Origin of the sequence: Clostridium sp. YIM B02569, assembly GCF_022320765.1 — a bacterium.
In the GTDB taxonomy this organism is placed as follows: domain Bacteria; phylum Bacillota; class Clostridia; order Clostridiales; family Clostridiaceae; genus Clostridium; species Clostridium beijerinckii.
Map to the genome: position 1 here is coordinate 262,256 of NZ_JAKJJX010000001.1, position 22,938 is coordinate 285,193.

23 protein-coding genes are annotated in these 22,938 nt (G+C 30.7%); all 23 read right to left on the minus strand.

Annotation, left to right across the window (positions count from 1 at the left end):
* Window positions 1-110: 110 nt before the first annotated feature.
* The 23 genes from L3B96_RS01140 to pyrH all read right to left on the minus strand — a co-directional run bounded on the left by L3B96_RS01140 (window position 111) and on the right by pyrH (window position 22,918).
* Complete coding sequence (locus tag L3B96_RS01140) at window positions 111-818, minus strand: ATP-dependent Clp protease proteolytic subunit (protein WP_011968549.1); 708 nt, start codon at window positions 816-818, stop codon at window positions 111-113.
* Between the two features lie 268 nt (window positions 819-1,086).
* The gene (dapG, locus tag L3B96_RS01145) at window positions 1,087-2,283 is read right to left on the minus strand and encodes an aspartate kinase (RefSeq protein ID WP_011968548.1); all 1,197 of its coding nucleotides are present in this window, start codon (window positions 2,281-2,283) and stop codon (window positions 1,087-1,089) included.
* 16 nt (window positions 2,284-2,299) lie between these two features.
* Window positions 2,300-2,581 carry a YlmC/YmxH family sporulation protein gene (locus L3B96_RS01150; protein WP_011968547.1) on the minus strand — a complete coding sequence of 94 codons (282 nt, stop codon included), beginning with the start codon at window positions 2,579-2,581 and terminating at the stop codon, window positions 2,300-2,302.
* A gap of 67 nt (window positions 2,582-2,648) precedes the next feature.
* A complete protein-coding gene (locus L3B96_RS01155) occupies window positions 2,649-3,956 on the minus strand; it encodes a pitrilysin family protein (RefSeq protein WP_171786553.1) in 1,308 nt (435 codons plus the stop codon).
* 49 nt (window positions 3,957-4,005) lie between these two features.
* Window positions 4,006-6,111 (minus strand): polyribonucleotide nucleotidyltransferase, encoded by a 2,106-nt coding sequence (locus L3B96_RS01160; RefSeq protein WP_011968545.1) that lies wholly within the window; start codon window positions 6,109-6,111, stop codon window positions 4,006-4,008.
* Between the two features lie 106 nt (window positions 6,112-6,217).
* Window positions 6,218-6,481 carry a 30S ribosomal protein S15 gene (rpsO, locus tag L3B96_RS01165; RefSeq protein ID WP_011968544.1) on the minus strand — a complete coding sequence of 88 codons (264 nt, stop codon included), beginning with the start codon at window positions 6,479-6,481 and terminating at the stop codon, window positions 6,218-6,220.
* Between the two features lie 119 nt (window positions 6,482-6,600).
* Window positions 6,601-7,536 carry a bifunctional riboflavin kinase/FAD synthetase gene (locus L3B96_RS01170; RefSeq protein WP_011968543.1) on the minus strand — a complete coding sequence of 312 codons (936 nt, stop codon included), beginning with the start codon at window positions 7,534-7,536 and terminating at the stop codon, window positions 6,601-6,603.
* 57 nt (window positions 7,537-7,593) lie between these two features.
* Window positions 7,594-8,493 (minus strand): tRNA pseudouridine(55) synthase TruB, encoded by a 900-nt coding sequence (gene truB / locus L3B96_RS01175; protein ID WP_238858616.1) that lies wholly within the window; start codon window positions 8,491-8,493, stop codon window positions 7,594-7,596.
* Window positions 8,494-8,562: 69 nt separating this feature from the next.
* Window positions 8,563-9,543 (minus strand): bifunctional oligoribonuclease/PAP phosphatase NrnA, encoded by a 981-nt coding sequence (locus tag L3B96_RS01180; RefSeq protein WP_238858617.1) that lies wholly within the window; start codon window positions 9,541-9,543, stop codon window positions 8,563-8,565.
* Window positions 9,536-9,892, minus strand: coding sequence for a 30S ribosome-binding factor RbfA (gene rbfA, locus L3B96_RS01185; RefSeq protein ID WP_011968540.1), 357 nt, complete (start codon window positions 9,890-9,892; stop codon window positions 9,536-9,538). The genes L3B96_RS01180 and rbfA overlap by 8 nt, the downstream gene beginning before the upstream one ends.
* Window positions 9,893-9,909: 17 nt before the next feature.
* A complete protein-coding gene (infB, locus tag L3B96_RS01190) occupies window positions 9,910-11,997 on the minus strand; it encodes a translation initiation factor IF-2 (RefSeq protein WP_011968539.1) in 2,088 nt (695 codons plus the stop codon).
* Window positions 11,998-12,023: 26 nt separating this feature from the next.
* Window positions 12,024-12,335 carry a 50S ribosomal protein L7ae-like protein gene (locus L3B96_RS01195; RefSeq protein ID WP_011968538.1) on the minus strand — a complete coding sequence of 104 codons (312 nt, stop codon included), beginning with the start codon at window positions 12,333-12,335 and terminating at the stop codon, window positions 12,024-12,026.
* Entirely contained in the window at window positions 12,328-12,594 is a 267-nt protein-coding gene (locus L3B96_RS01200) for a YlxR family protein (RefSeq protein ID WP_017210732.1), read from the minus strand. Before L3B96_RS01200 ends, L3B96_RS01195 begins: the two co-directional genes overlap by 8 nt.
* A 13-nt stretch (window positions 12,595-12,607) precedes the next feature.
* On the minus strand, window positions 12,608-13,804 hold the full coding sequence (gene nusA / locus L3B96_RS01205) for a transcription termination factor NusA (protein WP_011968536.1): 1,197 nt from the start codon (window positions 13,802-13,804) through the stop codon (window positions 12,608-12,610).
* 16 nt (window positions 13,805-13,820) lie between these two features.
* Window positions 13,821-14,279 carry a ribosome maturation factor RimP gene (rimP, locus tag L3B96_RS01210; protein WP_017210734.1) on the minus strand — a complete coding sequence of 153 codons (459 nt, stop codon included), beginning with the start codon at window positions 14,277-14,279 and terminating at the stop codon, window positions 13,821-13,823.
* 417 nt (window positions 14,280-14,696) lie between these two features.
* Window positions 14,697-15,776, minus strand: coding sequence for a flavodoxin-dependent (E)-4-hydroxy-3-methylbut-2-enyl-diphosphate synthase (gene ispG, locus L3B96_RS01215; RefSeq protein WP_238858618.1), 1,080 nt, complete (start codon window positions 15,774-15,776; stop codon window positions 14,697-14,699).
* 248 nt (window positions 15,777-16,024) lie between these two features.
* Window positions 16,025-17,035 carry an RIP metalloprotease RseP gene (gene rseP / locus L3B96_RS01220; protein ID WP_238858619.1) on the minus strand — a complete coding sequence of 337 codons (1,011 nt, stop codon included), beginning with the start codon at window positions 17,033-17,035 and terminating at the stop codon, window positions 16,025-16,027.
* Between the two features lie 17 nt (window positions 17,036-17,052).
* Window positions 17,053-18,216, minus strand: a complete 1,164-nt coding sequence (gene dxr, locus L3B96_RS01225; RefSeq protein ID WP_238858620.1) for a 1-deoxy-D-xylulose-5-phosphate reductoisomerase — start codon at window positions 18,214-18,216, stop codon at window positions 17,053-17,055.
* A 124-nt stretch (window positions 18,217-18,340) separates the two neighbouring features.
* Complete coding sequence (locus L3B96_RS01230) at window positions 18,341-19,309, minus strand: AI-2E family transporter (protein WP_011968531.1); 969 nt, start codon at window positions 19,307-19,309, stop codon at window positions 18,341-18,343.
* A 142-nt stretch (window positions 19,310-19,451) separates the two neighbouring features.
* Complete coding sequence (locus L3B96_RS01235) at window positions 19,452-20,246, minus strand: phosphatidate cytidylyltransferase (RefSeq protein ID WP_023973317.1); 795 nt, start codon at window positions 20,244-20,246, stop codon at window positions 19,452-19,454.
* A gap of 15 nt (window positions 20,247-20,261) precedes the next feature.
* A complete protein-coding gene (locus tag L3B96_RS01240) occupies window positions 20,262-21,020 on the minus strand; it encodes an isoprenyl transferase (protein ID WP_011968529.1) in 759 nt (252 codons plus the stop codon).
* A gap of 389 nt (window positions 21,021-21,409) precedes the next feature.
* Window positions 21,410-21,967 (minus strand): ribosome recycling factor, encoded by a 558-nt coding sequence (gene frr, locus L3B96_RS01245; RefSeq protein WP_011968528.1) that lies wholly within the window; start codon window positions 21,965-21,967, stop codon window positions 21,410-21,412.
* Between the two features lie 228 nt (window positions 21,968-22,195).
* The gene (pyrH, locus tag L3B96_RS01250) at window positions 22,196-22,918 is read right to left on the minus strand and encodes a UMP kinase (protein WP_011968527.1); all 723 of its coding nucleotides are present in this window, start codon (window positions 22,916-22,918) and stop codon (window positions 22,196-22,198) included.
* Window positions 22,919-22,938 lie beyond the last annotated feature (20 nt).

A 22,938-nucleotide genomic window follows, 5' to 3' on the forward strand; every position in this document is an offset into this window, starting at 1 on the left:
AAATCACCTCATAATTTTATTTCTACATTGAATAGCAATTCTCCTTTAATAAGATAACACTAAAAACAAAAATCGGCTATAGATTTTTTCTATAACCTTAAAAATAGCTACTATTTTTCTATTAATTCGTTAAGTTTGCTTAAAGCTTCCTGTATTCCTCCAACTTGGTCAATAAGTCCACAATCAACTGCTTGCTTTCCAATTAACATTGTTCCTACATCATTTAATAAATCATCTGTCTGAAGCATGAATCTTTCTAAAGTATCTGGTTTTATATTTGATGTTCTAACTATAAACTCATTTATTCTTTCTTGCATTTTCTTAAAGTATTCAAATGTTTGAGATACTCCAATCACAAATCCATTCATTCTTACTGGATGAACTATCATTGTTGCAGATGGTGTTATAAATGAAAAGTCTGCTGATGTAGCAAGCGGTACTCCTATGGAATGACCTCCACCAATTACTATAGAAACGGTTGGTTTTGACATACTTCGAATCATTTCAGAAATAGCTAAACCAGCTTCTACATCTCCTCCAACTGTATTTAAGACTATGAGTAGCCCTTTTGCATCATCATTTTGTTCGATATCTATTAATTGAGGTATAATATGTTCATATTTTGTGGCTTTTGTTTGTGGGGGAAGTACGGAATGCCCTTCAATCTGCCCTATTATAGATAAAACCTGTATTCTTTTATTTGGAGTTGCTAATGTAGTATTTCCAAGTTCTTTTACATTTTCTATTTTATCCTGTGCTTCTGATGTATTTTTATCTTCCTTTTCTTTCTCATTATTATTTAAAATATATTTATCCATAAAATAATTCCTCCTATACTCTTTTTATTTTGTACAGTAGGAATTATTTTATACATAAGTGAAATTCCAAATCTATGATTTGGCTAATTGAACTTACTCAGCGAACAAAGCGAGTCGAGTTTCCTTTTAAATTCAAAATCTATGATTTAGTTAATTGAACTTACCCTGAGAGCCAATTTTCCTTTTGAATCCCAGATCTATTATTTTGTTAATTTAACTTACTCTATATAAAAACTTATAGAACGCATTTAATTAAACTTCCTTTATATTAAAGTTTAAAAGTTTTATGTAAAACATTTATTGCTTCTTTTTCGTTTTCAGAGTGAACCAAGCACCAGATTGTCATATGAGAATCTGCTGTTTGCAGTACTTCTATATTATTATCACTTAATGCCTTGATTATTTTAGCCATTACTCCTGGTATTCCCTTCATTCTAGAACCAATAACCGCTACTTTGCTACAGTTGTCTATCAAAGTATACTTTAAGCTAGCACTATTTAGAACATTTTCTAAAATCTCTTTATCCACTTGATTTATAGTGAAAATTTGTTCATTAGGAAATATATTTATTAGATCTAAGCTTATTTTATTTGCAGCTAATAAATCCAATACATTTTTGTATTTTACATTTCCTTGATTTTCTGCTGCCCTTATAGAAACCTGAATTCTATTCTTTTGGCTTGCGATTCCTGTCATTATCCTGTCATTGCTTTTATCTCCAAAGTTGTTTATTAAAGTTCCTTTACTATTACTCATAGTATTTTTAATTAATATAGGAATATTTCCTTCCATTGCAACTTCTACGGCTTTTGGATGAATTACTGTTGCACCCTTATCCGCTAGTTGGAATACTTCATTATAACTTATTACATCAATTAAATTTGCATTTTCAACAACTCTTGGATCTGCTGTCATGATTCCATCTACATCAGTATATATTTCAATTTCTGACGCTTTAAGGGCCACTCCTAAAATAGAAGCCGTCGTATCGCTTCCCCCTCTGCCTAAAGTAGTTAAATATCCGTTTTCAGTCATTCCTTGAAATCCAGTTACTACAGGAATTCTTCCTTGAGACACTAACTCTAGTATTTTTTTAGGTTTCACCTCAATACAAGTTGCATCAGTAAAATTATTATCAGTTAATATTCCTGCTTGTCCGCCAGTAAGTGGTACAGCATCAATTCCTGCATTATATAAATCATTACTCATAACAACTGAGCTTATAATTTCTCCACATGTCATTAATAAGTCTTGTGCTAACTTATTAGCATTTTTAAATTTATCGCTTATTAATGATAATAATGTATCTGTTGCATATGGCTGACCTTTTCTTCCCATTGCTGATACTACCACAACAGGACTATATCCATCTTTAATGGCACTCTTAACTTTTTCAATTACTTTCTTTCTATTTTCTTCAGTAGATACTGAAGTTCCTCCAAACTTTTGTACAACTATTTTCATTAAATTTCCTCCTGAATTATAACTTTACTTTTTTTATTACTTCCTCATCTGCATCTAATATGATAGTTTTAGCACCAATTTTTTTTACACAATCCCATGGAATTTCTAAAAAATCTTTACTGCTAAATAGATTAAATTTCCCACCACTTAAATTAACTATTAAATATTTAAAATTTCCTTCTTCATCTATTATTAGATCATTATTCAATAGATAATCATATTTTTCACCATCATTTATATTAATAAGTTCGTATCTCTCTATGTCACTTAAATATTTCACCTTATTTTCTTCGCTCATAATAAAAACCTCCTTTTAGTACTCATAAAATAATATGAGAAAAGGAGGTGTATTATTACATAATCTTCTATAAATTAATTTTACCATTATGGTTTGAGTTATCATATGCTTTGGCATTCTTTAGTATTATAGAATCTAATTTACTATATTCTACATCTTGCCCAACATACGCTGCATTTATAACTCCCTTTTTAAAACATCTTTCTAAGACGTATTGTATATTATCTTTTCTTATATTATCTATTTTCTTTATTACTTCTTCTTGAGTTTTTATTTTATTTCTAAACAGGAATGTCTTTGCATTAGAAAACATTCTTGAACTCGTACTTTCAAGCCCTAAAATATAATTAGCTTTAATTTTCTCCTTGTTTATTTCAAGCTGCTTATCAGTTATTCCATTCTTACTAAATAGAGTAATTTCCTTTTCTATAACCTCTAAGGCCTTCTCTCCATAATTTCTATTTAAGCCGGCATATATATTTAAAGTTCCAACGCCCTGAAATGGTTGCAAGTAAGATGTTATAGAATAACATAATCCTAATTCTTCTCGCACTTTTTGGAAAAGGATTGAAGATGCACCACTTCCAAATATATTATTAAGTAGCACTAATGCGTAATTGTTTTCATCTCCATAAGGTAATCCCTCTAATCCCAGAGAAATATGAAGCTGCTCGATTTCTTTTTTTGCATATGCAGAATCAACTTGTATTATTGTTTTATCATATTCTGGAGTATATTCACCTTTGCTTTTCCATTCACCAAAATATTTATTAATCAATTCATCTAACTCTTTATCATTGAATTTACCACAAACTGATATTACAGAATTATATGGCGTATACTTTTCACTAATAAAATTTAATATCTTTTCTCTAGTAAATGACTTTACCAATGGTATTGTTCCTAAAATAGGATATCCTAGCGACTCATTTCCAAAACAAGCTTTAGAATGCACATCATCTAATACATCTTCCGGCGAATCTTCACTCATATTAATTTCTTCAATTACTACGCCTTTTTCTTTTTCTATCTCTTCTGGATCGAATTTTGCATTTAAAAGTATGTCTGAAAGAACATCTAACGTTAAATCTAGATGGGTATCTAATGCTTTAATATAATAACAGGTAGCTTCTTTACTTGTGAAAGCATTGATCTGTCCTCCAACATTCTCAATATCCTCCATTATTTCTTTAGAAGTTCTTTTATCAGTTCCTTTAAAAAACATATGCTCAATAAAATGGGATATTCCATTAACTTCTGGACTCTCATTTCTAGAACCATTCTGAACCATTACTCCAACACTGATAGAATTTAAGTGTTCTATTTTTTCTGTTACAATTCTTAATCCATTTTTAAGGGTATATGTGTTATACATTTTGTACTTGCCCTCCTTCTTAGTTAAAAAAAAGGCAATTAATTGCCCTTTATTTCTCTTCCTTATTTTCTTGTTCTACTAAAGCATCTTTTCTTGAAAGATTTATTCTGCCTTGGTTATCAATTTCTGTAACCTTAACTAAAATCTCATCTCCAATAGATACTACATCTTCTACTTTGTTCACTCTTTCCTTAGCTAGCTTAGAAATATGAACTAATCCTTCTTTACTTGGTAAAATCTCAACAAAAGCTCCAAATGTAGTTATTTTAGTAACTTTTCCAAGATAAACTTCTCCAGCTTTAACTTCTTTAGTTAATCCTTCTATTATCTTTATGGCTTCATTAACACCATTATGATCAGTTGAGCTTACAAATACAGTTCCATCTTCTTTTATATCTATCTTAACTCCTGTATCTTGTATAATTTTATTTATAACCTTACCACCTGCTCCTATTACATCCCTTATCTTATCAGGATTTATGCTCATAATTTGTGTTTTTGGAGCATATAATGAAACATCTTCTTTAGGTGTAGAAATACATTCGTTTATTTTATCAATTATAGTAAGTCTAGCTTTTCTAGCATCTCTTATAGCATTTTCTACTACATTAAAACTAAAACCTTGAAGCTTAGTATCTACTTGAATAGATGTTATACCTTCTGTTGTTCCAGCTACCTTAAAATCCATATCTCCAAAGAAATCTTCTATTCCTTGAATATCAGTTAATACTGCTTCTTCACTTAAATCTTCTGAAGTTATTAATCCCATTGCAATACCAGCTGCTGGTCTTTTAATTGGTACACCTGCATCTAATAATGCTAATGTCGAACCACAAACTGATGCTTGTGAAGTTGAACCATTAGAACTTAAAACTTCTGATACTAATCTTATTGTATATGGGAATTCTTCTTCGGAAGGGATTAATGGTTCTAAAGCTCTTTCTGCTAAAGCTCCATGACCTATTTCACGTCTACCAGGGCCTCTTAAAGGTTTTACTTCTCCAACACTGTATCCTGGGAAATTATAATGATGCATATATCGTTTTGATTGAGCTTCATCTATTCCATCTAGAATTTGAATCTCGCTAATTGAACCAAGAGTTGCAACTGTCATTACTTGAGTTAATCCTCTTGTAAATAATCCTGTACCGTGTGTTCTAGGTAAAATTCCTATTTCACATCCTAATGGTCTGATTTGATCAAATGCTCTTCCATCTGGCCTTCTCTTATCTTTTAGAAGCATGTGTCTTACAACTTTCTTTTGCATAGTGTAAAGAACTTCCTTAATATCGCCCATTTTATCAGCATATTTTTCACCAAATGCTTCATTAACTTTTTCATAAACTGCATCAACAGCAGCATTTCTTTCATCTTTTTCCATGATATACATTGCTTCTTTAATCATGTCAGATGCAAATTCTTTAACATCTTTTTCAAGTTCTGGATCTACAGCATATAATACTGGTTCATCTTTTTTCTTTCCAAACTTAGCTACTGCTTCTTCTTGGAATGCAATAATCTTTTGACACTCATCAAAACCATATTTAATAGCGTCTATCATAGTATCTTCTGGTATCTCCTGTCCACCAGCTTCAATCATCATTACTCTTTCTTTTGTAGCGCATACTGTTAAATGAAGAATGCTTTTTTCACGACCTTGAGTATCTGGATTTGTAACGAATTTACCATCGATAATTCCTACTTGAACTGCTGCAGCTGGAATTGTATAAGGAATACTTGAAAGGCATAATGCAAGCGATGCTGCATTAATTGCTAAGATTTCTGGCAAATTATCTTTTTCTACGGATACAACTGTAGTAACAACTTGAACGTCATTTCTGTATCCCTTTGGAAATAGAGGTCTTAGAGTTCTATCAACAGCTCTACCATTTAATATAGCTTTTTCTGATGGTCTTCCTTCTCTCTTGATAAATCCACCTGGAATTTTACCTACTGCATATAATCTTTCTTCATATTCAACACTTAGAGGAAAGAAATCAATCCCTTCTCTTGGCTGCTCTGATGCATTAACATTAGTTAAAATTACTGTGTCTCCATAGCTAGTAAATGTTGCTGCATTTGATAACATACCTACTTTTCCGAACTCAACTTTCAATTCTCTTCCAGCGATTTCAGTCGTTAGAACGTTATTCATAATTTATGACCTCCCTTTAGGTTCATCTAATCATTAATAATATTGTATAATTTTTCTATAATTTGTATAGTTTAAAATAATAGAGCGGAAAACTCCGCTCTAAAAATTATCTTCTTAAACCTAATTCTTTGATTAAAGTTCTATATCTTTCGATATCTTGATCACTTAAATAGTTTAAAAGACCTCTTCTTTGACCAACCATCATTAATAGCCCTCTTCTTGAGTGATGATCTTTCTTATGAACTTTTAAATGTTCAGTTAAAGATTGAATTCTTTCAGTAAGTAATGCTACTTGAACTTCTGGTGAACCAGTGTCGCCTTCGCTTCTTCCAAACTTTTTAATTAATTCTAATTTTCTTGCCTTATCCATTATAAGTGCACCTCCGTGTATTATATTAATTATCCCCTAGTTCCAAGTAAAAGATGGCACCTTACAACTTAGAATTAGGTTCCCTGTGTTATTATATCAAAAGTAACTATTATTGTAAACTATATTATTAAAGCCGACATGCAATTCTCATTTTTTGCAAAAGCTTTATCACTTTCGAGCTGGTCCTTTAACTCTTCTAAACTATTAAATTTTTCTTCGTCGCGGATTTTTTTTATAAAACTCACATCTATTTTATCTCCATATATTTCTTTATTAAAATCTAATATATAAGTTTCTACCGTTAAATTTTTACCTTCAACCGTAGGATTGTATCCAACAGATGTGATTCCTTTATATATATTATTATTTACCTTAACATTAGTATAATATACACCAATCTTAGGTAAAATGAAATTTTCATCATATTTTAAATTCGCTGTAGGAAAACCTATAGTTCTTCCAATTTTCTTTCCATGAATAATTTCACCACTTAATGTGTAAGGCATGCTGAGCATCTTATTAGCTTCTGAAACCTCACCATCTTGAATGGCTTTTCTAATTCTAGTACTGCTTACAACATCGTTATTATATGTACGTGGATCCATAACATATAGTTCATACCCATATTCATTTTGCAATTCTCTTAGAAGTTCTACATTTCCTAAATTCTTATATCCGAATTTATAATTAAACCCTACAACAAACCCCTTGATATTATAATTAACTATCAAAAACTCTATAAATTCCTTTGGAGTCATTTTCATAAATTCAAGATCAAATTCCTTAAAGCAAACTATATCTACTTTATGTTTTTCCAGAATTTTCGCTTTTCTTTCATTGTCCATCAAAAGTTTTACTGAGTTTTCTTTATTTATAAGAGTTCTCGGATGGTTCTTAAATGTAAAAACCATACTTCTCCCTTTATTTTTTTTTGCAACTTCTACTACTTTATTTATTAAAGAAAGATGCCCAATATGAAGTCCATCAAAACTTCCAAGAGCTATATAATTATTAGAACTTTGAATATCTTTTGAATGTTTATCTATAATTATCATTATCCTTACTCCTAAATCAAGGCACCCAGAAAAACAGCTACATACCAGTCAAGATGCCTAAAGCAACAATTTTTCGATTTTGAATCCATCATCATCTTGTTTTCCAATTCCTATAAAAATGCCTTCACTATCATATACCCTATATAGAACATTTTTTTCTCTTTTTCCATTTGTCAATCTCTTATCGAATACTTTAACTCCATTTATTAATAATTTAGTAAATGTACTCTTTACTGTAATTTTAGGGTAAAAAGAAAGTGCATCCTCTATAGTCATAATATAATCTTGTATATTTTCCTTAGTTAAATCATCTATGTTTACACTATCTGATTGCTTAAAAATGGATGTTTCAGATCTATTTAATTCTGCCATAGCTGCTCCAACTTTTAGTTTTTCACCAATATCATAACATAAACTTCTAATATATGTCCCTTTTGAACAAGCTACTTTCATATATACATAAGGTAATTCAATCTTCAAATCTGATATATTAAATATTCTAACTTTTCTCGCTTCTCTTTCAACCTCAATACCTTTCCTAGCCAATTCATAGAGCCTTACTCCATTTTTTTTAAGGGCAGAATACATAGGTGGAACTTGGTCATATTCTCCGATAAAGGATAATGCAACCTCTGAAACTTCATCACTCTTAATATGATCTATTTCATTCTTCTCCAATATCTCACCTTCAAGATCATATGTGGTTGTCTTCACTCCAAGTAGAAATTTCACCTCATATACCTTATTACTGTTCATTATATAATCAATAGTTTTTGTAGCTTTTCCAAGGCAGACTGGAAGGACTCCAGTAGCTTCCGGGTCCAATGTTCCAGTATGACCGACTTTCTTCTCGTTAGCTAAGAATTTTATTTTTCTAACTACATCAAAGGAAGTCATTCCTTTATTTTTGAATATATTTAATACTCCATTTATCTGTGAAGTTTTTGTATCTTTCATATATGAATTCTCTATTCCTTCCTTATATAAGTGAAGTTATTACTTACTTTTCATAAATATAATCTATATTTATGAGTCAAGCTCTTCTTTAAGTATCTTTAGCAGATTTTCTTTTGCAGTTTCTATATCTACACCTTTTTGCATAACTCCAGCAGCTTTTATATGTCCACCACCGCCATATACTTCGGCAACTTTTCGAACATCCACATCATTTTTAGATCTTAAGCTTCCTTTAACTCCATCTTCAACTTCTTTCAAAAGCATAGAAACTTCTACACCTTTAATTCCAAGGCCAACTGAAATTATATCTGAAGTATCAGTATTTTTTAAGTTAAATTCCTCTAACATTCCCTTCGGTATCTCAAGGACTGCTACTTTATTTTCTAGAGCGAGCTTAATATTAGATAACACACATCCCATTAATTTTACTTTCTCAAATGGTTTATTATCAAAAAGATTACTATGGACTTTACTGTTGTTTACTCCAAGTTCTATAAGTTCTGATACTATTTTATGAGTTCTCTTAGTAACATTGGAATGCCTAAAAGAACCTGTATCTGTTACAATTCCTGTATAAACTGCGTTCCCTATATTTATTTCAACATCAGTTTTATTATTAAAATCAATTCCTAACTCTTCTGCTAGTAAATATGATATTTCACATGTAGCAGCTGCACTTACATCAACATAATTTATAAATCCATATCCTTCATTTGAAATATGATGATCAATATTAATAATCTTACCTTTGTAATCACTTAGATCTGCAGAAATTCTTTCAACATTACCACAATCTAATATAATTACAAGATCAGTCCCCTCTTTAGGCTCTAAAATATTACCATCAATTTCGTTGGCAAAAGAAAGGAAAGAGAGGTTATCAGAAATAACATCTCTTGATATAATATATGAATCCTTTCCTAAATGTCTTAATGCATTTAGTAACGCTAAAGTGCTGCCTATAGCATCTCCATCTGGAGATGTATGGAATGATAATCCAATTCTTTTTGATTTTAAAATTTCTTCTTTTATTTCTTTAAGACTACTCATTACCCTTACTTATCCTTTGAATTAATTCATCCATATGCATACCGTAATTTATAGAGTCATCTAATTCAATAATTATTTCTGGTGTGTGCCTTAAATTTATTTTTTGGCCTACTGATTTTCTTATAAATCCACTTGCATTTTTTAATGCCTCTAGATTATTTTTCTTTTCCTCATCATCTTTAGAGAATATACTTACATAAACCTTAGCATATCTTAAATCTTTTGTAACTTTAACATCTGTAACTGAAATCATAGCTGTAAGTCTTGGATCTTTAACTTCATTTTGAATTAAATTACTAATTTCTCTTTTAAATTCTTCGTTAATTCTTCCACCTCTATAGTTTGCCATGTTGATCTTCACCTCTTTTAAAGTTCTTTTCTCTTAATTGCCTCCATCATGAAGCATTCAACGATGTCACCTTCTTTAATATCGTTAAACTTTTCAATTGTTAAACCACATTCGTATCCTGCATTAACTTCTTTTGCATCATCTTTAAATCTCTTTAATGATGATAATGCAGATTCAAATATTACTATTCCATCTCTTATAACTCTTGTCTCTGCATTTCTTTGAAGTTTACCCTTTAGAACATAACAACCAGCAATTGTTCCTACATTTGAAATTTTATAAGTTTCTCTTACTTCTGCTGTTCCTAATATAACTTCCTTATAATCTGGTTCAAGCATTCCTATCATTGCTGACTTAACATCATCAATTGCATCATATATAATTCTATAAGACTTAATATCTACTCCATCTCTATCAGCTTGAGCTGCCGCATTGTTATCAGGTCTTACATTAAATCCTATAACTATTGCATTAGATGCTGTCGCAAGAGTTATATCTGTTTCAGTTATAGCTCCAACGCCACCATGAATAACTCTTACCTTTACATCATCAGTAGAAAGTTTTTCTAAAGATTGCTTTATAGCTTCAACAGAACCTTGAACATCTGCTTTTACTATTATAGCAAGTTCTTTAACCTTACCTTCTTTAATTTGATTATATAAATCTTCTAACGATACTCTATGATTAGCAAGTAAAGTTTCTGCTTTTAATTTGTCTTTTCTGCTTTCAGCCATATTTCTAGCAGTTTTTTCATCTTTTACTTGATTAAATCTATCTCCAGCTTCTGGAACTTCAGAAAGTCCTAGAACCTCCACTGGTATAGATGGTCCAGCAGATTTTATTTTTTTACCAGTATCATCAAACATAGCCCTTATTCTACCATATGTAGATCCGACTAAAATGGAATCTCCTACTCTTAAAGTTCCATTTTGAACTAAAAGACTAGCAACTGCTCCTCTACCTTTATCTAATTTAGCTTCTATAACAGTTCCAACTGCTCTTCTATCTTTGTTTGCTTTAAGTTCAAGCATTTCTGCAGTAAGTAGAACCATCTCTAATAACTTATCAATATTAAGGTTTTGTTTCGCAGATACTTCTTCACATATAGTATCTCCGCCCCAGTCTTCTGCAAGCAATCCTTGTTCAGCTAATTCTTGCTTAACTCTATCTACATTTGCTCCTGGTTTATCTATTTTATTTATTGCAACAACAATAGGAACTCCTGCTGCTTTACAGTGATTGATAGCTTCCTTAGTTTGTGGCATGATTCCATCATCTGCAGCAACAACTAATATAACGACATCTGTAATTTGTGCACCTCTAGCTCTCATAGCTGTAAACGCTTCATGACCTGGAGTATCTAAGAATGTTATTTCTTCTCCGTTCAATTTAATAGTATAAGCACCTATATGCTGAGTTATACCACCTGCTTCTGTATCAGTAACTTTTGCTTTTCTTATACAATCAAGTAAAGATGTTTTACCATGGTCAACATGACCCATAACAGTTACAATTGGTGGTCTCTTTTGAAGATTTTCTTCATCATCTTCTTCTATTTTTAATACTTCTAACTCTTGAATTTCTTCTTTTCTTTCAACTAAAACTCCATATTCAGCACAAACCTTTTCTGCAGTTTCAAAATCTATTTCCGCATTTATTGCTGCCATAACTCCGGCAAAAATTAACGTTCTTATTACATCATTTGAAGGTTGTTGCAATTTTTCTGCCAATTCCTTAACAGTTATGCTTCCACCAATTTCAATTACTTTACCTTCAGCCTCTGCTTCAGCAGCTATTCTTGCTTCTTCTTGTTCTTCTTTTTTAGTCTTTTTCTTTTTCTTTATACCTTTGTTAAGTTGTTCTGCTAATTCATCTTCATATACGTCAACTATGCTTTTTGAATTCTCAGCATTATCAGCCGATGCTACTAAATCGCTTGGTGATTTTCCTGCTAATAATTCTTTTATTAATTCAGCATCTTCATCTTCAATTGTACTCATATGATTTTTTACTTCTATATTAAATTCTTCCTTTAATATAGTTATTAATTCCTTTGACTCTATGTTTAATTCTTTTGCTAATTCATGTACTCTTATTTTTGACATGCAGTCACCCCCGTATTATTATCTACTCATATATTTTTTTCCTCCTCATATAACGCTAACAGTCTTTTTGCTATATCGTTATCTAGAATTCCCAGCAACATAATTTCTTTACGTCCAATTGGAGGTCCTAGTTGTTCTTTTGAGAAGTCTTCAATATATGGTATATTTTTTTCATTACAATGCTTTTTAAATTTATCTTTAGATTTATCTGATAAATCATTAGATATGATAAAAAGATAAATTTTAGTATTATTTCTATAGTCATCACACTTGCTATATCCTTCAAGCAAGTTTCCTGACTTCTTTGCCATACTTAGAAAGTTAAAAAACTTATTCATTATTTACTTCATCCTTTAGTTTATTATAAATTTCTTCACTTATAGGAATTTCTAAATTTCTACTAAGTCTTTTTGCTTTAAATGCTTTTTCTAAGCACTCTGTGTTCTTACAAATGTATGCGCCTCTTCCTGATTTTTTACCAGTCAGATCAACACACACTTCGCCTTCTGGAGTTTTAACTACTCTTATTAATTCTTTTTTTGGTTTCATTTCCATGCAACCAGTGCACATTCTTAAAGGAATTTTCTTAACCTTCATGAAAAGCACCCCTCTATTCTTGTATTTCTTCCATTGAAGTTTCTTCATCTATTGAATCATCAACTTCAATATCATCAAAAATTTCTAATTCATTTAAATCTGTAGTTTGTTCATTTTCAATTTCTACTTCAGTATTTAGAATTCTTTCATCTTCTTCATCTTGCGCTTCTTTTTGAGATTTACTCTTTATATCTATCTTCCAATTTGTAAGTTTAGCCGCAAGTCTTACATTTTGGCCTTCTTTACCTATTGCAAGCGATAACTGATTATCATCAACAACAACCTTTGCAGATTTATTATTTTCATCAACCGCTACACTTAGCACCTTTGCAGGACTTAAAGAATTAGCTATAAATTCTTCTGGATTTTTGCTCCATTTTATTATATCTATTTTTTCATTCTTAAGTTCATTAACTATACTTTGTACTCTTACTCCTTTTGGTCCTACACAAGCGCCCATTGGATCTACTTCTTCATCGTTAGAGTATACAGCTATTTTACTTCTTGAACCTGCTTCTCTTGAAATACTTTTAATTTCAACTACGCCTTCAAATATTTCTGGAACTTCAAGTTCAAATAGTCTTTTAACTAATCCAGGATGTGTTCTTGATACATGTATTTGAGGTCCTTTATTACCATTTTTAACTTCAACTATATATAGTTTTAACTTTTCGTTGAATTTATATTCCTCATTTGGAATTTGTTCATTAGGTCCTATTATACCTTCCAATTTTCCCAAATTTACAAAAACAATACCTTTATCTTTTCTTAATATAGTTCCTGTAATTATATCAAATTCTTTTTCTTTGTATTCATCATATATTATAGTTCTTTCAGCTTCCTTAATTCTTTGAGTAACAACCTGCTTAGCAAGTTGTGCTGCAACTCTTCCGAAATTTTTAGGAGTTACTTCTAAACTTATAATATCATCAACTTCACTTTTAGGATTTAATTCTTTAGCTTCTTCTAATGAAATTTCTGTTACATCATCATATACCTCATCAACTACTGTCTTTTGAGCATATACATGTATTTCTCCTGTTTCTCTATCGATATTAACTTTCACGTTTTGTGCATTTGTATTGGCATTGGCATAATTTTTCTTATATGCTGCAACCATCGCGTCTTGAATAGTTGTAAAAAGTAAATCTTCACAAATCCCCTTTTCCTTAACTAATTCTTTAAGAGCACCTACAAACTCTTCATTCATTTTTATACCCTCCTCGTTATATTTCCCCTTCTAAATTTGCTGCCTTAATTTTATCTCTTGGTATTTTAATTTCTGTCTCGCCTTCTACTAATATAGAATCTTCTGAGACATCTCTTAATACTCCTTTTACACTTTTCACTCCATTTAGTGAACTAGTAAGCCTAATTAGCACTTCGCTTCCTATGTACTTTTTAAAATGCTCTTCTTTATATAATCCCCTATTAAGACCTGGCGAAGAAACTTCTAGATAATATGCTTCTTTAATTGGGTCTTCCACATCTAGAACCTCACTAACTCTTCTTGAAACCGCTTCACAATCATTTAATGATACTCTGCCTTCTTTATCTATATATATTCTTAAGTAAAACTCACCGTTTTCCTTAACATATTCTACATAATATAATTCACATGACAATTCTGAAACAATAGGTCTTACTAATTCTTCAATTCTTTCAATCAATACATCTTTTTTCATTTTTCTAACCCTCACTTTCATCTTTTAAAAACACATAAGATATATCTATCTTATGCATTTTTAAAATTTGTAATCAAAAACGCAACTATCTTAAGTTAGTTGCGTTACAAACAGAAAGAGCGGGTAACTTCCCACTCCTTTTTTCTAGCTATTAGAAATAAATCTTCTTATATGATATCATAAACAAATTAACTTTACAAGGGATATTCCCAAATTTTAAATATCTGCTCAATATTTTAATGCATAGTTCATAATTCACAATTTTAAAATGCATTTTATAGACATATTCATTATTATATATACTTAGCTCAATGATTCTTTAATATGTGAAAAGATCCTTAATTTAATTTCGTGCTTTTTTTCATCTGTGAGTTGTTTCTAATTGCATTTCGTGCCTTTTTCATCTGTGAGTTGTTCTTAATTGTGCTCCGCACCTTCTTCATATGTGCATAATTTTTCTATTTCTTCCATTAGGGCATCAATAAGATCTTCTTCCTTTACTTTCTTTATGATTTCGCCTTTTTTAAAAATTATTCCTTCTCCTTTTCCCCCAGCAATCCCAATATCAGATTCTCTAGCCTCTCCAGGCCCATTTACAACGCATCCCATAACAGCAACTTTAATATCTTTTTTATAATTTTCAAGCCTTTTTTCAACTTCTTCTGCAATTTTTATCAAGTTTATTTGTGTTCTGCCACAAGTAGGACAAGATACGAATTCAACGCCTTTTTTCCTTAATCCCAAAGCTTTCAAAATTTCAATACCAACCTTTATCTCTTCAATTGGATCAGTGGTTAATGATACTCTTATGGTATCACCTATTCCTTCTGCAAGAAGTGTCCCTATTCCTATACTTGATTTAATTGTACCTCTTTGAATAGTTCCAGCTTCTGTCACTCCTAAATGAAGAGGGTAGTCACATTTTTCTGCTATCAATCTATAACATTCTATCATCATTTGTACACTAGATGATTTTATAGATATCACAATATCGTGAAAGTCTAAATCCTCTAAAATTTTAACATGTCTTAAAGCACTTTCAACCAAACCCTCTGCCGTTGGCATTCCATACTTTTCTAGAATATCTTTTTCTAGAGACCCAGAATTAACACCAATTCTTATTGGTATCTTTTTCTCACTACAAGCTTCTTTAAGTATTTTTATTCTATCTACACTTCCTATATTACCAGGATTTATTCTAAGAGCTGAAACGCCATTTTCTATTGCTTTCAGCGCTAATTTATAATCAAAATGTATATCTGCAACTACTGGTATTGGAGATCTTTTTGTAATTTCCCCTAGACTTTCTGCATCTTCCATATCCAAAACTGCGCATCTTATGATATCACATCCAGCACTATATAGCTTTTCTATTTGATTCAACGTACTTTCTACATCTTTAGTGCGAGTATTTGTCATTGATTGTACTGTGACAGGTGAGTCCCCTCCAACAAATACATTTCCAACTTTGACTTTTCTAGATTTTCTTCTTTCCATACAATGTATCTCCTCTAATTATAATTAATCTACAATATAAACATTATATATTTTTGTACATTTTCTTTTATAAAAATATTTCTAATACTATTTTTTTAAATATTTGTCCTATAATTCTTATAAATTGTACATTATTAAAATTATGTATAGTAAGTTTAATACATTAAACTTAGCAAACTTGCATTCATATAAGAATCACTTCAAATCTGAATGCAAGTTTTTTATAGTTATAAAATCATTTTTTATTCCTAAAACTTTACAGGAAACAATATATCTTTTATTGTTACTAATATCATCAAGCCTATAAGTGCAGCAAATCCTATATAATTTAAAACTCCAACTATTTTATCTGGAACCTTTCTTCTAGTTATTAATTCTATAAGTAATATCACACACCAGCCTCCATCTAAAGCTGGGAAAGGTAAAAGATTAAAAACAGCTAAATTGACACTTAAAAAAGCAGTAAAGTAAAGTAGCGGCCAAATTCCAGCTTTAGCAGTTTCTGCCGAAATCTTAACTATTGTAAGTGGACCACCTACATCAGTTTTTAGATTAGCCTTACCTGTAAATATCATCTCTAAACCTTTAAAAGTTTGAGAAACTAACGAAGCTGTCTGATTAAAACTCTGCTTAAAACTCTCTGAATATCCTGGATTTTGAACTCTTTCAAAATTAAGCCCTATTAACAATTGCCCTTGTTCATTCTTCGTTGGTGTTACTGTAACGTCCTTCTTTTCTCCATTTCTTTCAATAGAAATATCTACTGGATTTCCATTTGCTAATACTATTCCAGCCGAAATATTATCGTATGAGAAAGCTCTCATCCCATTTACTTTCACGATTTTATCTCCTGGTAAAATCCCTGCTGCTGAGGCTGGTGAATCTGGAGTAACTCCAGTCGGAATCTTATTTGTGTACCCAAACGCATGTATAAAGAAAGTAAAAATAACTATCGCTAATACATAATTCATAAATACACCAGCAATTATTATGCTTATTCTTCTTAATGGAGATTTTGCTGAAAAACTTCTTTCGTCTTCAACACTTTCTTCCTCTCCCATCATTTTTACATATCCACCTATTGGAAATAACCTCAAAGAATATTGTGTTTCTTTTCCTTGGTTAGAAAAAATTTTCGGTCCCATTCCAATTGAAAATTCTTCTACTCTTACCCCATTAAGTTTAGCTAATGTAAAATGTCCAAGCTCGTGAACTATTATCAAAACTCCAAATGCTAATATAGCCAAAATTATATACATATTAAATTTTTCCCTCCTTAAAGTACCGCATTTTTTATTACATATTCCTTGACTTCTTTATCTAACTCAATAATGTTTTCTAGGCTTAATTCTTTGTTTACCTGCGTTTTAAATACTTCCATGCATCTTTCTATTATGTCAGCTATTTGTAAGAATTTTATCTTTCTATCTAGAAACAACTCTACCGCTGCTTCATTTGCTCCATTTAAAATAGTTGGCATAAGTCCACCCGCTTTTCCAGCTTTAAACGCTAAATTTAAAGCTTTAAAGGTATCTATATCAGGTTTTTCAAATGTTAATTGAGATATTTCATAAAAATCTATTGTATCTGCAATACGCTTTTCCCTATTTTCGTAAAGTAGAGCATATTGTATTGGTAATCTCATATCCTGTGCTCCAAGTTGTGCAACTATACTTCCATCATTATATTCTACCATCGAATGCACAATACTTTGTGGATGAACTACGACCTGTATATTATCATAATCACAGTTAAAAAGCCAATGTGCTTCTATCACTTCAAGTCCTTTATTCATAAGTGTCGCAGAATCTATGGAAATTTTTCTCCCCATATTCCATTTTGGATGTTTCAGTGCATCTTCCACCTTTATATCTTCAAGACTTTCTAAAGTTCTTCCTCTAAAAGGTCCTCCTGAAGCAGTTAAAATTATTTTTCTCAAAGTATTTATATCATTCCCCCTTAAGCATTGAAATATAGCACTGTGTTCCGAATCGACTGGAAATATTTTTACATTGTTCTCTTTGGCAGCTTTCATAACAATTTCGCCTGCTACAACCAAAGTTTCCTTATTGGCAAGAGCAATGTCTTTTTTTGCCTCTATAGCTTTCATAGTTGGCTCTAATCCTATCATTCCAACTACAGAAGTTACTACCATATCAATTTCATTTAAAGATGCTATCTTATCAAGTCCTTCTATCCCTTCCAATACTTTAATCTTTTTATTATGCTCTTCACAATACTTTTTTATTTCGTGAGCACTTACAGCATCCATCATACCTACATAAGAAGGTTTAAACTCTTCAATTATCTCAATAACTTTTTTTACAGATGTGTTCGCCGTTACTCCTATAAGCTTTAGTTCTCCATTTGATTTTCTTATTACATCTAAGGTCTGAGATCCTATCGAACCTGTAGCCCCTAGTATAGAAATGTTTTTCATTCTTTTTCCTCCTAAAAGCAAATCTTAATCAGTACTGCTCAAGGTTTAATTCGAAGATTAAAAATCTCTTAATTAACTTTAAATAAATTATTTAAATCAAACTAAAATTCCTTATTCTTCATAATCACTCAGTACTATAAATTATTTCTTTTGCTAGAATGCTATACATTGGGCCAATTAATATACCTAAAACACCAAATATTTTTACTCCTATGTATATAGATAACAATATAACAAGAGGATGCATATCTAATTTGTCGCCTAAAAATTTAGCCTCTAGTATTTCCCTAATAACTTGCACTAGTATATATAGACATATAAGACCAAATGCAGTAAGGAAATTCTTCATTATAATATTGTATATTATAATCGGAATAAATACAATTATAGTTCCAACATATGGTAATATATCCAATATTCCACACACTATACCAAGGGCAAAAAAATTCGATACTCCAAGTATACAAAATCCCATTATTATCTCCATAGTTGAAATTATAACTAAGATCCCTTCTATTCCAATCATTTGAGTAAAATTTTCTTTTTGATCTCTAAATTTCATCATCATTTCCTTTGGAAGTAACATAGAAATTAGTTCTAAAATTTTTGACTTATCAATCAATATAAAGAAAGCACATATGTTTCCTATAAAGTAAGCTAAAACACTATCTCCAGTATTTACTGCTCCCTTCCTTATATTCTGATCATTAATTATGGATATTACGCTCTTTCCAATTTCCAAATTATTAAAATTTACATTTAGCGCAACTGAAATATCTTGAATAAATTTCTCTATCCATTCTAAATTTGTTAGGTATAATTTTTTTATTATATAAAAAATTTCACTTCCCAAATATATTGTCACAAGTATTATAATAATATTGACAGTAACAATACTTAAAGCCCCTGCAATTTTACTTGGCATTTTAGCCTTAATCATGATTTTGTATATAGGAGCGCATACTATAATTATTATAATCATGGATAAAAACGGCTTAAAATAGTATTTTATAAAAAAGGTTCCTATTAATACAAATACGAAAGACAATAAAAGTGAGAAAAGTTTCTTATAAGTTTTAAAAATATTCTTCACCTCACTAACTTAATAATTATTAATATTTGTATATTATATGCCAATCATCTCTTGTTAAAAACTTCATAACTTAAGTTATATAAAAAAAAAAATTAAGCCTTATATAAGTTATACTATATAACGCTTAATTTCTCTCTATTTTTTAAATTCTTATTATAAAAGTTAAGTAATAAAACACTGCTGCTGCTGCAAAAATTATACTATCAAATCTATCTAGAACTCCTCCATGACCAGGAATTAGATTACTATAATCTTTTACTCCTACATATCTTTTTATTGAGGATGCAACCAAATCTCCTAATTGTCCAAATAATCCGCATAAAATACCGATAATAAAATAATTATATATTGGCATAATATTAACATATCTTTGCACTACTATTCCAAATATACCCGTAAAAACAGTTGCTCCTACAAGTCCTCCTATTGAACCTTCTATGGTTTTCTTAGGTGACACTTTAGGCGAAAGTTTGTGCTTTCCAAAAAGCTTTCCGCTGTAAAAAGCAGCTGTATCTGAAAGCCATGACCCTATAAATATAATCCAAACTAAAAATTCACCATGTGCTTTCACATTAACAAGATACACAAAACTAAATAAAATTCCACAATATATAAATCCAAGCAATGTTAGTGATGTGTCAATAAAAGTATATTTCAAATTTATAACCGGAAATATCAATAATATGAACGTTGCAGCAACAACAACATACATCATATTTTCGAAATTGTTATTCAAAAGATAATATATTATCAACAGGATATATCCCGCACTTCTCATTGGTTTTAAATCATTCTCTTTTAATGCATTGTAAAATTCCCATAAAGCCATTGCTGACAATGCGAATATAAAGCACTTAAGATAAATTCCTCCAAGAAATACAAATACTATAAATGGAGCAATCATAGCAGCACCCAAATATCTATTATTAGACTTCAAAATCTAACCACTCCTCTATTTAACTTTTCCAAAGCGCCTATCTCTATTTTGATAATCCGCTATAGCTTTTCTTAAATCTTTTTCTTTAAAATCAGGCCAATTAATATCAGAATACCAAAATTCTGAGTAAGCACATTGCCATAATAAAAAGTTACTAAGCCTTTGTTCCCCTGATGGTCTAATAATTAAATCAGGGTCAGGTATCCCTTTTGTATATAAATACTTCTCTACTAAAGCTTCATTAATATCTTCTTCATTTAATTTGCCATTCTTTATATCTGAATTAATAAGTTTTATAGCTCTGACAATTTCATTTCTACCACCATAATTTAGTGCAAAATTCAAATTTATTTTTGTATTATTTCGAGTGGTTTCTAAAGCTTCTTCTAATGCATTCTGGCATTCCTTGGGTAATTTCGAAGTATCTCCTAAAACATTCATTCTAACTCCATTCTCATGGCATTCTTTTAGTTCCTTTTTTAGATAAGTTACTAAAAGCTTCATTAGTGTTCCTACTTCATCTTTAGGTCTAGCCCAATTTTCAGTTGAAAAAGCATATAAAGTCAGATTTTTTATTCCGAGCCTTGTTGCTTCCTTTAAAATCCTTCTAATAGTCTCTACTCCTGCTTTATGTCCCATACTTCTAGGTAAATTCTGTTCTTTTGCCCATCGTCCATTTCCATCCATTATTATAGCTATATGATTTGGTATGTTATTCATATCCAAGTCAAAATCTTGATTAAATTCCTTTTTTGATTTAAATATATTTAACATCTTTCTCCCCCTAGTTTATTAGAAAAACTTGACCTACCCGCATATATTCTTTATATACATTATTAATACTAAACCTTTTTTATATGAAGTCAACAATAAAGTCTTTACTAATTATCCTCATTTAAACAAAATGTAATAATATGTATTACTTTTCAACAATTTCACAAATATTCTACTCTTATAGATATTGAATCTATATTTCACTTGTCCCGAGGAAAAATTTACTTTACAACTTATCTTTTATCTAAAAATGAGTTAACTAAATTAACCAATCCAAATAATATATTTAGATTTTTACTCTTCAGCTTGTTCAAAGAATAAATTATTCATATACTAAATTCTAAATTCTGCTTAAGGAAAAAACCTGCTTTTCTAGCAGGCTTTAAAATTTAAACCGATAAGACTTCTTTTTCTTTTGCAGCAATTATAGAATCTATTTCCTTTACAACTGCATCAGTCTTCTTTTGAACCTCATCTTCAGCTTTCTTTACTTGATCTTCTGATAAATCCTCATCCTTTTTCAAGGCTTTTATTTTATCATTAGCAGTTTTTCTTATTGATCTTATAGCTACTTTAGCTTCTTCTCCTGTTTTCTTAACATTTTTAACAAGAGTTTTTCTAGTTTCTTCTGTTAATTCTGGTATTACTAGTCTGATGATTGAACCATCACTTGAAGGATTTAATCCTAAATCTGATTTCAATATAGCTTTTTCTATCTCTTTCAATAGAGGCTTTTCCCACGGTGTTATCATAAGTACTCTTGGCTCTGGAGCTGAAACATTAGCTACTTGGCTAAGTGGGCACATGCTTCCATAATATTCAACATGAATTCTATCAAGCATCGTAGGGTTCGCTCTTCCTGCTTTCATTGTTGATAAATCTGATTTTAATACAGATATTGTTTTTTTCATTTTTTCTTCTGCATTTTGAATAATATCCTTAATCATGATTTTTCCTCCTATTTCTTTTTAAAGACATAAAAGAAATAATAGACCAAAGATGCAACGTATATTTCGCGTCACACAAGGAAATAAATTCTGCTCATAGCAGGGCTATTAGTAGAGTTTACTGATTAGCAGATAACCCAACTCTATGATTTGGTGTGAATCGCTTACTCAGCGAGCGCATGTGAGTTGAGCTTCCAATGGCACAAAATAAACAAGCATACTCGCCTATTATTTTCTTGGTTGTGTTGCAACTAATGTACCTATATTTTCTCCATACATAGCTCTTCTAATATTTCCCGGCTCATCTAACCCAAATACAAGGATAGGAATTTCATTGTCCATACACAATGAAGTTGCTGTAGAGTCCATTACTTGTAATCCTTGTTCTAATACTTCTATATATGATAGTGTATCATATTTTTTTGCATCTGAATACTTATGAGGGTCTTTATCATAAACTCCATCAACCTTTTTAGCTAAAAGAATTACATCCGCTTCAATTTCAGCAGCTCTAAGTGCTGCAGTAGTATCTGTTGAAAAATATGGATTTCCTGTACCAGCAGCAAATATAACAACTCTTCCTTTTTCTAAGTGTCTCATTGCTCTTCTTCTTATGAATGGTTCTGCAATTTCCTTCATTTCTATAGCAGTTTGTACTCTTGTTTTAACTCCAACTTGTTCTAAAGAATCTTGTAGCGCTAATGCATTTATACAAGTTGCCATCATTCCCATGTAATCTGCAGTAGTTCTGTCCATGCCTTCTCCACTTCTACCTCTCCAAATGTTTCCGCCACCAACTACTGTTCCTACTTCAACGCCCATATCAATTAATTCTTTAATTTCAAGCGCAATTCTTTTTGCTACACTAAAATCAAGCCCAAATCCATTAACTCCTGCTAATGCTTCTCCTGAAAGCTTTAAAATTACTCTCTTGTATTTACAATCTGCCATTTATAATTACCTCCTGAATA

Coding starts and splice junctions, on each gene's coding strand:
- L3B96_RS01155 (WP_171786553.1), bottom strand. CDS start 3,956: ATGTATAACACATATACCCTTAAAAATGGATTAAGAATTGTAACAGAA.
- rbfA (WP_011968540.1), bottom strand. CDS start 9,892: ATGGCAAACTATAGAGGTGGAAGAATTAACGAAGAATTTAAAAGAGAA.
- frr (WP_011968528.1), bottom strand. CDS start 21,967: ATGATTAAGGATATTATTCAAAATGCAGAAGAAAAAATGAAAAAAACA.
- L3B96_RS01240 (WP_011968529.1), bottom strand. CDS start 21,020: ATGTTAAATATATTTAAATCAAAAAAGGAATTTAATCAAGATTTTGAC.
- nusA (WP_011968536.1), bottom strand. CDS start 13,804: ATGAATGAAGAGTTTGTAGGTGCTCTTAAAGAATTAGTTAAGGAAAAG.
- L3B96_RS01170 (WP_011968543.1), bottom strand. CDS start 7,536: ATGATAATTATAGATAAACATTCAAAAGATATTCAAAGTTCTAATAAT.
- dxr (WP_238858620.1), bottom strand. CDS start 18,216: ATGAAAAACATTTCTATACTAGGGGCTACAGGTTCGATAGGATCTCAG.
- dapG (WP_011968548.1), bottom strand. CDS start 2,283: ATGAAAATAGTTGTACAAAAGTTTGGAGGAACTTCAGTATCTACTGAA.
- ispG (WP_238858618.1), bottom strand. CDS start 15,776: ATGGAAAGAAGAAAATCTAGAAAAGTCAAAGTTGGAAATGTATTTGTT.
- L3B96_RS01200 (WP_017210732.1), bottom strand. CDS start 12,594: ATGAAGGTTAAGAAAATTCCTTTAAGAATGTGCACTGGTTGCATGGAA.
- truB (WP_238858616.1), bottom strand. CDS start 8,493: ATGAAAGATACAAAAACTTCACAGATAAATGGAGTATTAAATATATTC.
- infB (WP_011968539.1), bottom strand. CDS start 11,997: ATGTCAAAAATAAGAGTACATGAATTAGCAAAAGAATTAAACATAGAG.
- rseP (WP_238858619.1), bottom strand. CDS start 17,035: ATGTATATAATTTTGGCTATATTAGCATTTGGAGTTTTGATAATAGTT.
- L3B96_RS01160 (WP_011968545.1), bottom strand. CDS start 6,111: ATGAATAACGTTCTAACGACTGAAATCGCTGGAAGAGAATTGAAAGTT.
- L3B96_RS01195 (WP_011968538.1), bottom strand. CDS start 12,335: ATGAATAAGTTTTTTAACTTTCTAAGTATGGCAAAGAAGTCAGGAAAC.
- rpsO (WP_011968544.1), bottom strand. CDS start 6,481: ATGGATAAGGCAAGAAAATTAGAATTAATTAAAAAGTTTGGAAGAAGC.
- pyrH (WP_011968527.1), bottom strand. CDS start 22,918: ATGGCAGATTGTAAATACAAGAGAGTAATTTTAAAGCTTTCAGGAGAA.
- L3B96_RS01140 (WP_011968549.1), bottom strand. CDS start 818: ATGGATAAATATATTTTAAATAATAATGAGAAAGAAAAGGAAGATAAA.
- rimP (WP_017210734.1), bottom strand. CDS start 14,279: ATGAAAAAAGATGTATTGATTGAAAGAATTGAAGAATTAGTAAGACCT.
- L3B96_RS01150 (WP_011968547.1), bottom strand. CDS start 2,581: ATGAGCGAAGAAAATAAGGTGAAATATTTAAGTGACATAGAGAGATAC.
- L3B96_RS01180 (WP_238858617.1), bottom strand. CDS start 9,543: ATGAGTAGTCTTAAAGAAATAAAAGAAGAAATTTTAAAATCAAAAAGA.